We start from the raw sequence: 14,167 nt of genomic DNA, 5'->3' as shown, positions 1-14,167 counted from the left end.
CGTAACGCGAACCTAACCGGAGCAGGCGTAGCCTCGCGCTGTCTCATGACGAGCGGAGGCGACCATGCGCGCACTGCTGGCATTGATGGCGTTCCTGCCCTTGGCTGGACCGGCCCGGTCCGATGGGCCTCCGCAGCCGCGCACCGGCCAGCCGGTCCAGGCTGCTGCGGAATCGAAAGCGACGACCAGCGCTGCGCCGAATGGCAATGGCACGGCAGCCATGCGCGTCTACCGCGATCCGGTCACCGGCAAGCTCTTTCCGGCGCCGCCCGATGCATCGGCGCCGCGCTGGGACGACAGCTTGATGAGCGTCGAGCGGCTGCCGAACGGCGTGATCAAGCTCAACATCAACGGGCAACGGAATGCCGTGTTCACGGCGCATCGGAATGCCGACGGCAGTCTCGGCTATGACTGCGGCGCCGATGCGGCGCTACCCGGGCTCACGCCGGCTCCCGCTTCCGCCGCAGGTGACGCCCATGACAAGTGAGCCCGTTGCCCGGCGGCAGGCCCGCCGTGTCGTCACCGTCGTGTTGTCACTGGCCTGCATGACCGCGCAGGCCACCTCGGTCGTGATCGATATCGATCCCACCGAACCGGCCAACACCGGTTTCACCGACCCGACCCCGAGGACGGCGCTGCCGGACAATCCCGGCACCACGCTGGGCGCGCAGCGCCTCTATGTGTTCCAGACCGCAGCGAACCAGTGGGGCAACCTGATCAATTCCGCCGTCACGATCCGCGTGCTGGCGAAAATGGTCGGCCTGACCTGCAACGGCACAACCGCGACCCTGGGCAGCGCCGGGCCGCATACGGCGTTCGCCAATTTTCCCAGCGCGCCGAAAGGCAACACGTTTTATGCGGTCGCCGAGGCCAACGCACTGGCCGGTTCGGATCAGGACCCGGCGGCCGACGACATCGACGCGAGTTTCAACGTCACGCTCGACAGCGGCACCTGCCTGAACGGCACCACCGGCTGGTACTACGGCACGAATCCGGCGAATCCGGTGCCGAGCGGCACGGTTCCGCTGATGCCGGTGATCTTCCATGAACTGGGCCACGGCCTCGGTTTCATCTCGCTCACCAATCCCGCCACGGGCGCGTTGCCGGCCGGCATCCCGGACATCTGGGCCTACTACCAGTACGACCTGCAGACCGGCAGCACCTGGGCCGGCATGAGCGATGCGCAGCGCGCGGCCTCGGCATTGAACGACCCGAACCTGATCTGGGCCGGCAAGGCGACCAACGCGCAAGCGCCGGCGTTCATGAAGCCGACTCCGCAGCAGGTGCTGCTGACCGCACCGACCCGTCTCGCCGCGCCCTATCCGGCCGGTGCCGCGCAGTTCGGGCCGGCGCTGACCTCGGCCGGCATCGCCGGCAACGTCGTGCTCGCGATGAACGGCAGCGCCACCGATGGCTGCACCGCCATCACGTCGAGCGTCAGCGGCAAGCTTGCGCTGATCGATCGCGGCACCTGCAGCTTCACCATCAAAGTGAAGAATGCGCAGAATGCGGGCGCGGCGGCGGCGCTGATCGCGAACAATGCACCGGGGCTCTTCACCATGACCGGCTCGGACCCCAGCATCACGATTGCGTCGTTGCTGGTTACGCAGGAGCTCGGCTCGTTGATCAAGACCGCGCTCGGATCGGGCACGGTCAGCGCGACACTCAGCACCGGCAACCAGGCCGCGGCGACCAAGCAGGGCTGCGTGCGCCAGTACGCGCCACCGGTTCTCGAGCAGGGCTCATCGGTATCCCATTTCCACTCCGACGCTTATCCGGGGTTGCTGATGGGGCCGGTGTTGAACGAGACGATCTTCAACCACGTCGATCTGACCCTGCCGCTGTTCAAGGACATCGGCTGGAGCACGAACATCGACGACCTTCTGTTCTACGACGGCTTCGACGGCAATCCGTGCGCGGTCGTGCAACCTTGACGCGCCATTTCACCCGAGGTGGTCGAGCATCATGTCGCGTCGATACGCTGCTCGCCGCGGAACAGCAGCCAGCGCCGTGGCACCGGCGTCACCGTGGCACCGGCAGCGAGTCTGCCGATCGGGAAACGGCTGCGTTCGTAGACCGCGACGATCGGGGCGCTCAACAGCGGGTGCTCGGCTTCGACGCGGATCAACGGACCAAGGTCGCGGATCGCGCTGATCCTGGCCGGCGCGATCGCGGTTTCATCGGCATCGAGATCAAGATCGTGCGGGCGCACGAACGCGGTCACGTCGGCCGCATCGACACCGGTCCAGCGTGCGTGCAGCGCCGTCGGCAATTCGTTCACTTCGCCGAGGAAGCGGCACACGAACGGACTGGCCGGCTGCGTGTACAAGGTCTGCGGGTCGGCCAGCTGCTCGATGCGGCCCTTGTTCATCACCGCGATGCGGTCGGCGAGTTCGAACGCTTCCTCCTGGTCATGGGTCACGAACACGCTGGTCACGTGGATGCGGTCGTGCAGGCCGCGCAACCAGCGCCGCAGGTCGCCGCGCACTCGTGCGTCGAGCGCGCCGAACGGCTCGTCGAGCAGCAGGATCTCCGGTTCGACCGCGAGCGCGCGCGCGAGCGCGACGCGTTGGCGCTGACCACCGGAAAGTTGCGCCGGATAACGTTGGGCGAGCTCGCCGAGTTGCACCAGTTCGAGCAGATCGTGCACGCGACGCTTCAGTTCGGCGCGGCGCGGACGCAAGCGCCAGCCGCGCACGCGAAGGCCGAATGCGACGTTCTCGAATACGCTCAGGTGATTGAACAGCGCGTAGTGCTGGAACACGAAACCGACATGCCGATTGCGCGCGCTGATTGAGGTCACGTCGCGCCCCTCGAAACGCACCGTGCCGCTGTCGGGAAATTCGAGGCCGGCGGTCACGCGCAGCAGCGTGGTCTTGCCGCAGCCGGACGGACCGAGCAGCGCGAGCAGCTCGCCGGACTCGATGGACAGGTCGATGCCGTTCAGCGCGGGCGCTTCGCCGTAGCGGTAGCGGATATCCGAGAGTTCGATACTCATGCAACATCCTGTTCCGGCATGGCGTGACGCATGCGCCAGCCGATGATCTGTTTCAGCGCCAAGGTCGCCAGCGCGAGCAGCGCGAGCAGCGAGGCAACCGCGAACGCGGCGGTGCGGTTGTACTCGTTGTAGAGGATCTCGACGTGCAGCGGCATCGTGTCGGTGAGGCCGCGGATATGACCAGACACGACCGATACGGCGCCGAACTCGCCGATCGCGCGCGCGTTGCAGAGGATCACGCCGTACGCGAGTCCCCAGCCGATCTTCGGCAGCACCACACGCCAGAACATCGACCAGCCACCCGCGCCGAGCGTCAGCGCGGCCTGTTCCTGCTCACTGCCCTGCGCCTGCATCAGCGGGATCAGCTCGCGCGCAACGAACGGGAACGTGACGAACGTGGTCGCGAGCACGATGCCGGGCACCGCGAAAATGATGCGGATGTCGTGCGCGGCCAGCCACGGTCCGAGCCAGCCCTGCGCGCCGAACAGCAGCACGTAGACCAGGCCAGCGATCACCGGCGACACCGCGAACGGCAGGTCGATCAGGCTGAGCAGCAGGTTCTTGCCGCGGAACGCGAAGCGCGTGACCAGCCACGCCGCGGCGACGCCGAACACGGTGTTCACCGGCACCGCGATCGCGGCGACCAGCAGGGTCAGCTCGATCGCCGCGCGCGCGTCCTCGTCGACCAGGCTGGCGAGATAGACGGCGAGGCCTTTCTCGAACGCGTAGCCGAACACGGCGAGCAGCGGCAGCACGAGGAACAGGCCGACGAACACCAGCGCGACCGTCAGCAGGCCCCAGCGCAGCCAGCGCGGATCGCGCAGCGCGGACGACGACTTGCGCAGGTTGGTCATGCAGCACCTGCCGAGCGCTGTCGCACGGTCCACAGCTGCAGCAGGTTGATCGCGAACAGCGCGGCGAACGACGCCAGCAGCAGCACGACCGCGATCGCGGTCGCGCCGGCGTAGTCGTACTGATCGAGCTTGCTGACGATCAGCAGCGGCGCGATCTCCGAAACCATCGGCATGTTGCCGGCGATGAAGATCACCGAGCCGTATTCGCCGAGCGCACGCGCGAACGCGAGCGCGAAGCCGGAGAGGATCGCCGGCCACAAGGTCGGCAGCACGACGCGCCACAGCGTGATCAGGCGGCTCGCGCCGAGCGTCGCCGCGGCTTCCTCGACATCGGGCTCGAGCTGCTCCAGCACCGGTTGCACACTGCGCACGAGGAACGGCAGGCTGACGAAGGTCAGCGCGACCGTGATGCCGGTCGGCGTGTAGGCGACCTTCCAGCCGGCCGCCTCGATCCAGCGGCCGAGCGGGCCGTTCGACGCATACAGCGCGGTCAGCGTGATGCCGGCCACCGCGGTCGGCAGCGCGAACGGCAGGTCGACCAGCGCATCGACGAGCTTCCTGCCGGGAAAGCGGTAGCGCACCAGCACCCACGCCAGCAAGGGTCCGAACACGAGGTTGATCGACCCGGCGAGCGCGGCGCAGCCGAACGTGACGCGGTATGCAGCCAGCGCGCGTGGGGTGGTTACCGCATCCCAGAACTGCATCGGACCGAGCGCCGCCGATTTCAGCGCGAGCGCGGCCAGCGGCAGCAGCACGATCAAGCCGAGATAGCTCAGGCACAGCCCGAGCGTCAGACCGAATCCGGGCAGCGCGTGTCGGCGCCGTCGGCGCATGGGAACTCCTTCTGCCAAGCCCCGCTTACCTGCCGGGCGTGTAGATCTGGTCGAATGTGCCGCCTTCCGCGAAATGTGCCGCCTGCGCCTTCTGCCAGCCACCGAAGGTGTCGTCGACGGTGAACAGCGGCAGCTTCGGGAACTTGTCCGCATGTTTCGCCGCGACCGCGGCATCGCGCGGACGATAGCCGTTCTTCGCCGCGATCTCCTGGCCCTGCGGCGTGTACAGATACTTGAGATAGGCCTCGGCGAGCTTGCGCGAGCCGCGCTTGTCGACCACCTTGTCGACGATCGCCACCGGCGGTTCGGCGAGGATACTGATCGAGGGTACGACGATCTCGAACTTGTCCTTGCTGCCGGCTTCGCCGAGCGCGAGCAGTGCCTCGTTCTCCCAGGCCAGCAGCACGTCGCCCTGGCCGCGTTCGACGAACGTCGTGGTCGCGCCGCGCGCGCCGGTGTCGAGCACCGGCACGTTCTTGAACAGCTTCGCGACGAACGCCTTCGCGCCCGCGTCGCCGCCCTGCTTCTTCGCGGCGTAGCCCCAGGCGGCGAGGTAGTTCCAGCGTGCGCCGCCGCTGGTCTTCGGATTCGGCGTGATCACGCCGATGCCGGGCCTGATCAGGTCGTCCCAGTCCTTGATGCTTTTCGGGTTGCCCTTGCGCACCAGGAACACGATCGTCGAGGTGTATGGCGAACTGTTGTCCGGCAGGCGCTGCTGCCAGTCGGCCGGCACGAGATCGCCATGCGCGTGCAGCGCATCGATGTCGTACGCGAGTGCGAGCGTGACCACGTCGGCCTGCAGGCCATCGATCACGCTGCGGCTCTGCTTGCCGGAACCGCCGTGGGATTGCTTGATCGTCACGCTCTCGCCGGTGCGCTGCTTCCAATCGGCCGCGAACGCGGCGTCGACGTCGCGATACAACTCGCGGGTCGGATCGTAGGAGACGTTGAGCAGGGTCGCATCGGCCTGCGCGCGAGCGGCGAGGCCGAATGCGGCGAACACGAAAATCGCAACGAGCACGCGTCGCATGGCGGCTTCCCCTTCGAGTCGATACGAGGAGACCAGTCTGGCAGCGAATTCGTTAGGGAGGTGTTACCTGGATATGGCGAGTGGTCATCTCGTCATGCCGGTGGCACTGCTGGCAAAGCTTGGCGATGTTGCCAACCTATGCCTCGCGCGAGGTTGCGTCTGTGCGTGCGAGGGATCTGCGCGCTGGAGACCCCAGTAGCCTGCCAGTTGGCGTGCTGACGCGAATCGCGAAGACTCAGGCGGCTAAGTAGCAGCTACGATCCCCGCTGGGCCGACGAGGCTGCGCCGGCGCTCCGTCAAACGCCGGAGCACTTTAGTGTCGGCCAAGTCATGTGCCTCGTACATATCTCGTTGCGATAGGTGGCGCTCACGCACCGGCGTGGGGCCGTCCCAACGGGGCAACTCGGCCACGTGCTGTCGACTTCGATCGCCGACTATGTTCAATCAACGATCCGCGTCTGGGCGACTTCTGCGTGCTCTGGTCAACTCATACCTGCGCCCTGAGGCCGACTTTGTGCCCTCACGCACACCAGTGCAAATGAGGCGCCGTCATCTTTGGAGTGTTTATTGCCGACATGGTAAGCCACTCGCTATGATTTTTTTTAAGTATTAATTCTCCGTTTTGAAGTTTTATTCCAATTCAATAAATTGCTGATCTGGAATAGAGATTCCAAGTCCGTTTTATACGCACGACAGCCTCCATATCGACCTCGTTACGGTTGTCACAAGAATAGTTTCAAGCTATTTGAGGGGCTTGTCTTTGATATGGGAAAGGAATAAGCATTGGAAGCGCGCAGTTGCACTGAAATGACTCGTTTGTTCAATATTCAAATGGATTATTGAATACGGCTGGCACCATGGATCGACACCGGCTCGTCCTTGCGCAGGTTAGCACCATCCGCCTTGCGACCGACTGTGATAAACGCTGCTAATTCGTCAGATTTACGACAGTGTTTCAGTGCTATTACTCCCAAGCGGACTGCCTCTGGTTCGATTGATTTCTTGCGCTCAAGAGAGGGGGTGCAAGAGATCGTGCCACGTGCTCGCTGGTCGAAGATCACGCGTGGCCGTCGCGCCGCTGTGCAGTGGGTTTCCCCCGTGTTCAAACCATTATTCAGCCTTCGTGCGTGTAGGCAGGACGCCCATTGCCCGAAGGCCGAACAGGCGCGGCCGCGCAAAAAAACCATCCGATATTTCGATGCTTGCATATTGAGGGAGATCAGTAATGCTCAGATCGACGAATATCTCGCGGCGTGCCGCACTCACGGCGGCAATCGCCATCAGTTGTTGGGCAATCGGGCCGGCTCAGGCCATCGTCCCGCCATCGGGCGTGCAGATCGGTGCCGATTCACCGGTCGCCATCGGGTCTGCAACCAACTTGGGGCAGGGCGATGTGGTCAATGGCCTGCTGCCGTTCACGCAGCCGATCCATATCCAGGTCGCGCTCAAGTTGCGCAACAACACCCAACTCATGAGTTTTCTGAGAGCTGCGGCCCAGCCCAGCGTAATGGGTGTGCACGCGGTCATGTCACCTGACGAGTTTGTCGCCAATCATTCGCCGACCGTGGATCAGGCGAATGCGGTTGTGGCCTTCCTGACCCAGGCAGGGTTCAAGAATGTCGTGGTCGCGCCGAATCGCCTGCTGGTATCGGCGGATGGCACCGCGGACGTCGCCCAGGCGGCGTTCCAGACCTCGTTCGCGCGCGTGCGTACCAAGGACGGCCGTGACGCGTTCGCGAACACTGCGGATGTGCATATCCCGACGGTGCTGCAGAGCAGCGTGCTTGCGGTGATCGGCCTGCAGACTGTGCACCAGGCGCACACGATGAACCAGGTCGTGCCGCAAAGCGGAGCGGGTATCTTCGCGGTGACCGGACACAACCCGACCGAGTTTTCGTCGATCTACAGCGGCACCGGCGTGGCGACCGCGGCGGGTGTAACCGTCGGCATCATCACGCAGGGCGCGATCGGGCAGACGATCACCGACCTCAACACGTTCACATCCAACAACGGCTTGCCGACTGTGACGACCCAGACGGTCAACACCAACGGCACCAGCACCGACGCCAGCGGCGTCGGCGAATGGAACCTGGACAGCCAGGACATCGTCGGCATGGGTGGCGGCCAGGTTGGCAAGATCATCTTCTACAACATTCCGACGTTGTCGAATGCGGATCTGACGGCTGACATCAACACGGTCGTCACCGCCAACGCGGCGAAGATCATCAACGTCTCGCTCGGCGAGTGCGAAACCTCCGCGCAGGGCGATGGCTCGGCGGCGGCACAGGACCAGAGCTTCCAGCAGGCGGTCGCGCAAGGCCAGACGTTCTCGATCTCGACCGGTGACTCCGGCGCGGACGAGTGTGCCAACGGCGGCATCACACCGAGTTGGCCCGCCGCCTCGCAGTACGTGGTCGCAGTCGCCGGCACCAAGCTGGACGCTTCGACGACGACCTGGAACAGCGAGGTGGTCTGGAACGATCTGCCCAGCAACGGCGCCACCGGCGGTAGTCCGAGTACCTTCGAACCGAAGCCGAGCTGGCAGAACGCTCTCGTCTCCGGCACCACGCGCGGCGTGGCCGACGTTGCGTTCGACGCCAGCCCGTTCTCTGGCGCAAAGGTGATCGTCAATGGCGCGAGCCAGCAGATCGGCGGCACCAGCCTGTCCGCGCCGATCTTCGCCGGCATGTGGGCGCGCGTGATCGCGGTGAAGGGCACCAGCGTCGGTTTCGCGGCGCCGTTGCTGTACCAGCTCCCGGCGTCCGACTTCCACGACATCGTCTCCGGCAACAACGGCGGCTTTAGCGCGGGGCCTGGCTATGACTTCGCGAGCGGCCGTGGCAGCGTGATCCTGAGCAGCGCGATCAACCATATCGGTGGCGTTGTCGGCGGTACACCAACCGCGAACTTCAGCTTCACGACCAGCGGATTGACGGCAACCTTCACCGACAGTTCCACCGATTCGGGCGGCACGATCAGCTCGCATGCGTGGACCTTCGGCGATGGCGGCACCTCGACCGCAACCAGCCCCAGCCACACCTATGCGGCCGCGGGCACCTACAGCGTGACCGAAACGGTGAAGGACAGCGTCAGCGGTGCGACCAACGCGAAGACGCAGTCGGTGACGGTCGCCAGCGCGGGCGGTACACCGACGGCCAACTTCGCCTTCACGACGAATGGCCTGACCGCAACGTTCACGGACTCGTCCACCGACAGCGGCGGCACGATCGGTACGCATGCGTGGACCTTCGGCGACGGCGGCACTTCGACCGCGACCAACCCGAGCCACACCTATGCGGCTGCAGGCACCTACAGCGTGACCGAAACAGTGACCGACAGCGTGAATAGCACGACCAGCTCGAAGACTGCCTCGGTGACGGTCAGCGGCGGTGGCGGCTCGACACAGCTGCTCGTCAATCCGGGTTTCGAGAGCTCGATCTCGCCTTGGACAGCCACGTCGGGTGTGGATTGCTCGACGGGTTGCAGCGGCGAGAGCGCACACGCGGGCGCAGGGTTTGTGTGGCTGAACGGTTACGGCTCGACGCATACGGATACCGTCTCGCAGAAGGTCGCGATCACGGCCGGCAAGTCCAAGGCGACGTTGCAGTACTACCTGCACATCGACACCGCGGAAACGACGACCACGACGGCCTACGACAAGCTGACGGTTGGGGTCTACAACAGTTCGGGCACGCTGCTGAAGACGTTGGCGACGTATTCCAACCTGAATGCGGCGTCGGGCTACACGGTCCACTCGAATGACGTGAGCGCCTATATCGGCCAGACTGTGACGATCAAGTTCACCGGCACCGAGGATGCGTCGCTGCAGACGTCTTTCGTGCTCGATGACGTCACGTTGACCGTGCAATAAGGCGGCGAAAGCGGCCGCGGGACGCGGCCGCTTTCGTTCGATGGTTATTTGGAGAGGGCCGCATTGAGCGGCCCTCTTTTTTTTGGATTGCAGTGTGCCGGTCCGCATTGCCGGCGAGAGTCTGGGGACTAGCAACGCGAGTTCATCCGGACCTTCAAGGAATCGCCAGGTGCGATTTCCAATGTCGATGAAACGGATCCGAGCGGATGGTGTCTCCGCGAAAGGCGCGGGCTGGAACTCTACGGGCAGGTGCTCATTCAAGCCGATGGCTGGGGCCTTACGCTTCTAACCGCCGAAATTGAAGAGTCTGACGAAGACGAATAGTCGTCCTCGGATAGCCGTTTGTGGCTGTACGAAACGCGATGGACGGGTGACCTCCGACTGGTCACCTGCAGCGGACCAAGCATAGACAGCAGCTGCCAACGTTTGCCCGCAGGTCGGTGAAGTCTCTGAGCATCCTTTCATAAATTGCCAAACTTCGCCTGCATCGAAGTGTCCGGCTTAAGCTGCATGACGACCGGCGTGGGCGAAGCAGGCGGACGCACGGCGACAATAGGAACGAAACCCGACAGCTGGCCGGATCAAATGCGCGAACAGGCGATTGGCTTCCTCGGCCGACAGGATCGGGCCTTGCCTTCGCGCACGCGGTGTCTGGGCCCCCGATAAGCTCTTCGATCGCAAGATTCGCGACTGCTACGCGCATCTGCCGATCGGAGAGGGCTGCCGAAGTAACGATCCTCCTCATCGTGGCCCAGCTCCCTGTGGCGTGACGGGCGAATGCTCTTGCGCATGTCATGCCGCGAACATGGCGCTGATGTCCTTGTAGCTCACGACGTCATTGGCAAAGGTGAAGGTGCCGTGTTCCCGCATTTCCAGCGCAGCGCGAAGAAATGCGCCCAGCGCGGCGCGAGACAGTGCGCTGCCGACGCTGACGCGCTTGACGCCCATGGCCGACAGGGTCGCGAGATCGAGTTGCGTCCCCTGCAGCCCCATCACGACATTCACCGGGCGATCGACTGACCTGACCACCGCGGCGATGTCGTCCTTGCGGGTCAGGCCGGGCGCGTAGAGAACATCCGCACCCGCCTCCTGATACGCCTGCAGCCGCTCGATCGTGTCCTCAAGATCGGGCTTGCCGACCAGATAGTTCTCCGCCCTCGCGGTCAGCGTGAATGTGAAAGGCAGAGCACGCGCGGCCTCCGCCGCTGCGCGGATTCGCTCGACCGCGTGTGCACGTTCATAGATCGGATGATTCGCGTGTCCGCTTGCATCTTCGATCGAGCCGCCGACGACACCCGCTGCTGCCGCAAGCTGGATCGTCTTTGCGACGGTTTGGGGGGCGTCGCCGTAGCCATTCTCAAGATCGGCGCTGACAGGCAGGTCGCTGGCCGAGGCAATCGCCGCGACGTGCGCCATCATGTCGTCACGAGCTATCGTGTTATCCCGCCGCCCAAGAGAAAACGCATATCCGGCGCTCGTGGTGGCCAGAGCCTCAAAGCCCAGATGCGCCAGCATCCGCGCAGTGCCGACATCCCACGGATTGGGAATGATGAATGCGCCGGCACGTTCATGAAGCTCACGAAAGGCCCGGCCCTTTTCAGCCTGGGTCACGGGGGCGATCACGTCGACCCTGCGAACGTCGAGGGCAGGTTGAACGTTCCATCGACGACCTCCACGAAATTTCTCTCTTCGCGGAGAATGAGGCGCATGTCATGCGCCATGGCGAGATTTTCACGCGCTTGGGGATCTGCCTTCAAACGTGTTCTGTAGGTCTCATAGGCTGCGAGATTACTGAAAGCAATCAGGCCCCAAGCGATGTCGTTCGTGCCTTCATGCGGAAGAAAATATCCGACCAGGTGGCCACCGCATCGAGGGATGATATGACGCCAATTCTCGGCGTACTTCTTGAAGCCCTCTCGCTGGAACGGATCGATCTGGTAGCGGATGAAGCAGGTTATCGTCATGGGTGCCTTTTCCGCGGCGGGTTTGGCCTGTGCAGTGCGGCCAAGGGTCAGCGCGGCATAGATCGCCGCGATGCTCGCGATGGCTTCGCGGCGATTCATCTGTGAAGTCGAGGGCTGTGTCGGATGCATGGCCCGCAGTGTGCCGATTGTTCGGCATGAACAATTCGTCTACGATCAAAATATGGATGTCGACGCGGACAATGCGGTCGCCAGAATAGCGGCATCGATCGGCGAGCCCGCGCGAGCGCGCATGCTCTATTGCTTGTTGGACGGTCACGCGCGAACCGGCACCGAACTGGCGATCGTCGCGGACGTGAGTCCTTCAACGGCCAGCGTGCACCTTGCTCGGCTGAAGGAGCACCAACTGGTGAAGGTGCTCGCCCAAGGGAAACATCGCTACTACAGTTTGCACGACGGCAGCGTCGCCGCAGCGCTCGAGGCGTTGATGGTCGTCGCGGGCGGATCGCGCGACAGGTTCGTGCCGAACACCCCAGGCCGACTGCGTGCCGCACGCACGTGCTACGACCACATGGCCGGTGCAGTGGCCGTTTCCCTGCACGATCGTTTCAGTGAATTGGAATGGTTGTCCGTCAGTTCGGTGGACGACGATGCGTACGATCTCACCGAAGAGGGTGCGAAGGCATTTGCACGGCTTGGCATCGACATCGAAGCCACTCGGAAGCTGCGTCGTCGCTTCGCTTGCGCCTGCATCGATTGGAGCGAGCGCCGACCCCATATGGGCGGGGCGCTCGGTGCTGCTCTTCTGACGGTCGCATTGAAACACCGTTGGGTAGTCCAGGATCTCGACAGCCGCGCCTTGAGCGTTACCCGACTTGGCGCGCGCGAAATGCGTGCGCGATTCGGTCTTCAGGACTGAGAGCCGGATCATGCACGAACGGGAGAATCGGGAGCGCCTTCAGTCCGGACGTCCGCGGAATATGTCCGCGGACAGTCTTTTGTGGGCGACGCCTTCGGCGTAAGTGACTGATGGGAAAGTAACCCCTTGCGGATTCTCGCTGGCACGGGCTTTGCGATATGGCTCGGAACGCTTTTCGCCTCTGCGAAAGTTCATTCCGAAACAGGAGCCGTCCCATGATACGTGCCGCTCTCGCCTTTCCCCTGCTCTACGCTTCCTTCGCTATCGCGACCGATACCGTCGGGCCGGAGCAGGCAAAGCGAATCGACGCGGACGTCGAAATCATCCTCCATCGCACCGCGACGCCTGGTGCTACGGTCGCTATCGCCGAGCACGGTCATATCGTCTACAGCAACGCCTATGGATTGCGCGATCGCGAACGGCACCTGCCGGCCACGGTAGGCACCTATTACGAAATTGGTTCGATCACCAAGCAATTCACCGCCGCGGCGATCCTGCAGTTGCAGGAGGCCGGCAAGCTGCACATTGACGACAAACTTGCAGCCTTCCTGCCCGCCGCACCGCATGCCAACGAGGTCACGCTGCGGCAACTGCTCTCGCACACCAGTGGCCTGCCGGAGTACCTCGATGGGCCGGATATCGAGCAGGATGCCACCAAGCCGGCCACGTTCGATCAGGTCATGGCGCGCATCGCAGGCAAGCCACTCGACTTCGAGCCGGGCAGTCGGTGGTCGTACTCGAACACGGGCTACATCCTCTTGGGTCGCGTCATTGAGGTCCTCTCGCATGAGTCCTATCGCCACTATGTGCAGACCCATTTGCTCGGCCCCGCCGGAATGACACACACCTTCACGGGCGGCGACGAGACGCACCTGCCGAACATGGCGATCGGCTACCGCCACAAGAATGAGCGGATCGAGCGCGCGCCGACGATCAGCGATACGTTCGGATGGTCGGCGGGGTTCCTCGTGTCGACGGTGAGCGACCTCGAAAAATGGAACGACGCGCTGATGAACGGCAGAATCGTGACGCCGGCTGATTACGCGTCAATGAGCACTTCAGTGAAAACGACCAAGCAAGGGGATGCCGGCTACGGTTTCGGCCTGTTCGTCGATTCCGTCGGCGAACAGCCGCGCGTCGGACACACCGGCGGATCGTTCGGCTTCACGACCGCGAACGAATACTTTCCGAAACAGGGCGTCCAGATCATTGCGTTCACCAACAACGGAGACAATCCGGAACCGGGCGAGATGATTACCTCGGCCGTATTCAATGTGTTGTTTCCGGATATCGCCGCGGCTGCTGTTCGTCCGGCTGCCGACGAGGACAAGCGTGCGACGGCGGACGCCAAGGCGTTCTTTGTCCAGCTCCAGCACGGAACCGAAGATTCCTCCCGCCTGGGCCCCAAGCTGGAAGCGAAAATGAAAGCCGGTCTCGCGGAACGTTTTGCCAGGCAGCTGGGGCCTTATGGCGCCCCGGAGCAATTCGTCTTCAAAGGGCAGCGATCGGACGCGAAGCTGAGGTGGCTCGACTACCTGGTCACCTTCGGCCCGGGCAGCTCACTCAAATTTGCCGTAGGGCTTGACGTCGAGGGCAAAATCGCGAGTCTATCCCTCGGATAGCAAGCCTGCTCGCCGATGCCTGGTGAGCAGCCCGATCTGCGCACTCGGCAACGTGGCACCCTGCCGGCGTGGCGGTGGCACATCCGTGTGCCGGAACAACTCCGCGATTGCTTCGTGA

Annotated in this window: 11 protein-coding genes; 5 read left to right on the top strand and 6 right to left on the bottom strand. The window is 63.7% G+C overall.

The window, feature by feature from the left end:
* Positions 1-64 precede the first annotated feature (64 nt).
* Together ABD002_RS06795 and ABD002_RS06790 are read left to right on the top strand one after the other, a co-directional pair.
* Positions 65-487 (top strand): post-PEP-CTERM-1 domain-containing protein, encoded by a 423-nt coding sequence (locus ABD002_RS06795; protein WP_343788503.1) that lies wholly within the window; start codon positions 65-67, stop codon positions 485-487.
* Complete coding sequence (locus tag ABD002_RS06790; protein ID WP_343788500.1) at positions 477-1,934, top strand: PA domain-containing protein; 1,458 nt, start codon at positions 477-479, stop codon at positions 1,932-1,934. The genes ABD002_RS06795 and ABD002_RS06790 overlap by 11 nt, the downstream gene beginning before the upstream one ends.
* 29 nt (positions 1,935-1,963) lie before the next feature.
* Here ABD002_RS06790 and ABD002_RS06785 read toward each other — a convergent pair whose 3' ends face one another.
* Genes ABD002_RS06785 through ABD002_RS06770 form a run of 4 tightly spaced genes read right to left on the bottom strand, consistent with a single transcriptional unit; the run spans position 1,964 to position 5,715 of the window.
* Positions 1,964-2,998: a sulfate/molybdate ABC transporter ATP-binding protein gene (locus ABD002_RS06785; RefSeq protein ID WP_379988714.1), complete on the bottom strand. Its 1,035-nt coding sequence runs from the start codon at positions 2,996-2,998 to the stop codon at positions 1,964-1,966.
* On the bottom strand, positions 2,995-3,852 hold the full coding sequence (cysW, locus tag ABD002_RS06780) for a sulfate ABC transporter permease subunit CysW (RefSeq protein ID WP_343788497.1): 858 nt from the start codon (positions 3,850-3,852) through the stop codon (positions 2,995-2,997). Before cysW ends, ABD002_RS06785 begins: the two co-directional genes overlap by 4 nt.
* Positions 3,849-4,685: a sulfate ABC transporter permease subunit CysT gene (cysT, locus tag ABD002_RS06775; protein WP_343788494.1), complete on the bottom strand. Its 837-nt coding sequence runs from the start codon at positions 4,683-4,685 to the stop codon at positions 3,849-3,851. The genes cysW and cysT overlap by 4 nt, the downstream gene beginning before the upstream one ends.
* A gap of 25 nt (positions 4,686-4,710) precedes the next feature.
* The gene (locus ABD002_RS06770; protein ID WP_343788492.1) at positions 4,711-5,715 is read right to left on the bottom strand and encodes a sulfate ABC transporter substrate-binding protein; all 1,005 of its coding nucleotides are present in this window, start codon (positions 5,713-5,715) and stop codon (positions 4,711-4,713) included.
* Positions 5,716-6,940: 1,225 nt separating this feature from the next.
* On the opposite strand from ABD002_RS06770, the gene ABD002_RS06765 reads away from it, so the two are divergent.
* A complete protein-coding gene (locus ABD002_RS06765) occupies positions 6,941-9,586 on the top strand; it encodes a PKD domain-containing protein (protein WP_343788489.1) in 2,646 nt (881 codons plus the stop codon).
* Between the two features lie 792 nt (positions 9,587-10,378).
* Here ABD002_RS06765 and ABD002_RS06760 read toward each other — a convergent pair.
* Both ABD002_RS06760 and ABD002_RS06755 read right to left on the bottom strand, forming a co-directional pair.
* On the bottom strand, positions 10,379-11,209 hold the full coding sequence (locus ABD002_RS06760; protein ID WP_343788487.1) for an isocitrate lyase/PEP mutase family protein: 831 nt from the start codon (positions 11,207-11,209) through the stop codon (positions 10,379-10,381).
* Positions 11,206-11,649 carry an NIPSNAP family protein gene (locus ABD002_RS06755; protein ID WP_343788484.1) on the bottom strand — a complete coding sequence of 148 codons (444 nt, stop codon included), beginning with the start codon at positions 11,647-11,649 and terminating at the stop codon, positions 11,206-11,208. The genes ABD002_RS06760 and ABD002_RS06755 overlap by 4 nt, the downstream gene beginning before the upstream one ends.
* A gap of 28 nt (positions 11,650-11,677) precedes the next feature.
* Between ABD002_RS06755 and ABD002_RS06750 the strand changes: the two genes are divergently transcribed.
* Complete coding sequence (locus tag ABD002_RS06750) at positions 11,678-12,427, top strand: ArsR/SmtB family transcription factor (protein WP_343788481.1); 750 nt, start codon at positions 11,678-11,680, stop codon at positions 12,425-12,427.
* 215 nt (positions 12,428-12,642) lie between these two features.
* Positions 12,643-14,049, top strand: coding sequence for a serine hydrolase domain-containing protein (locus ABD002_RS06745; RefSeq protein WP_343788478.1), 1,407 nt, complete (start codon positions 12,643-12,645; stop codon positions 14,047-14,049).
* The last annotated feature ends 118 nt before the right edge of the window (positions 14,050-14,167 follow it).

This window comes from Dokdonella soli (assembly GCF_039523175.1).
GTDB classification, from domain to species: Bacteria; Pseudomonadota; Gammaproteobacteria; order Xanthomonadales; family Rhodanobacteraceae; genus Dokdonella_A; species Dokdonella_A soli.
Note: the sequence above shows the minus strand (reverse complement) of the source record. Positions and strands in the feature narration are given on the sequence as shown.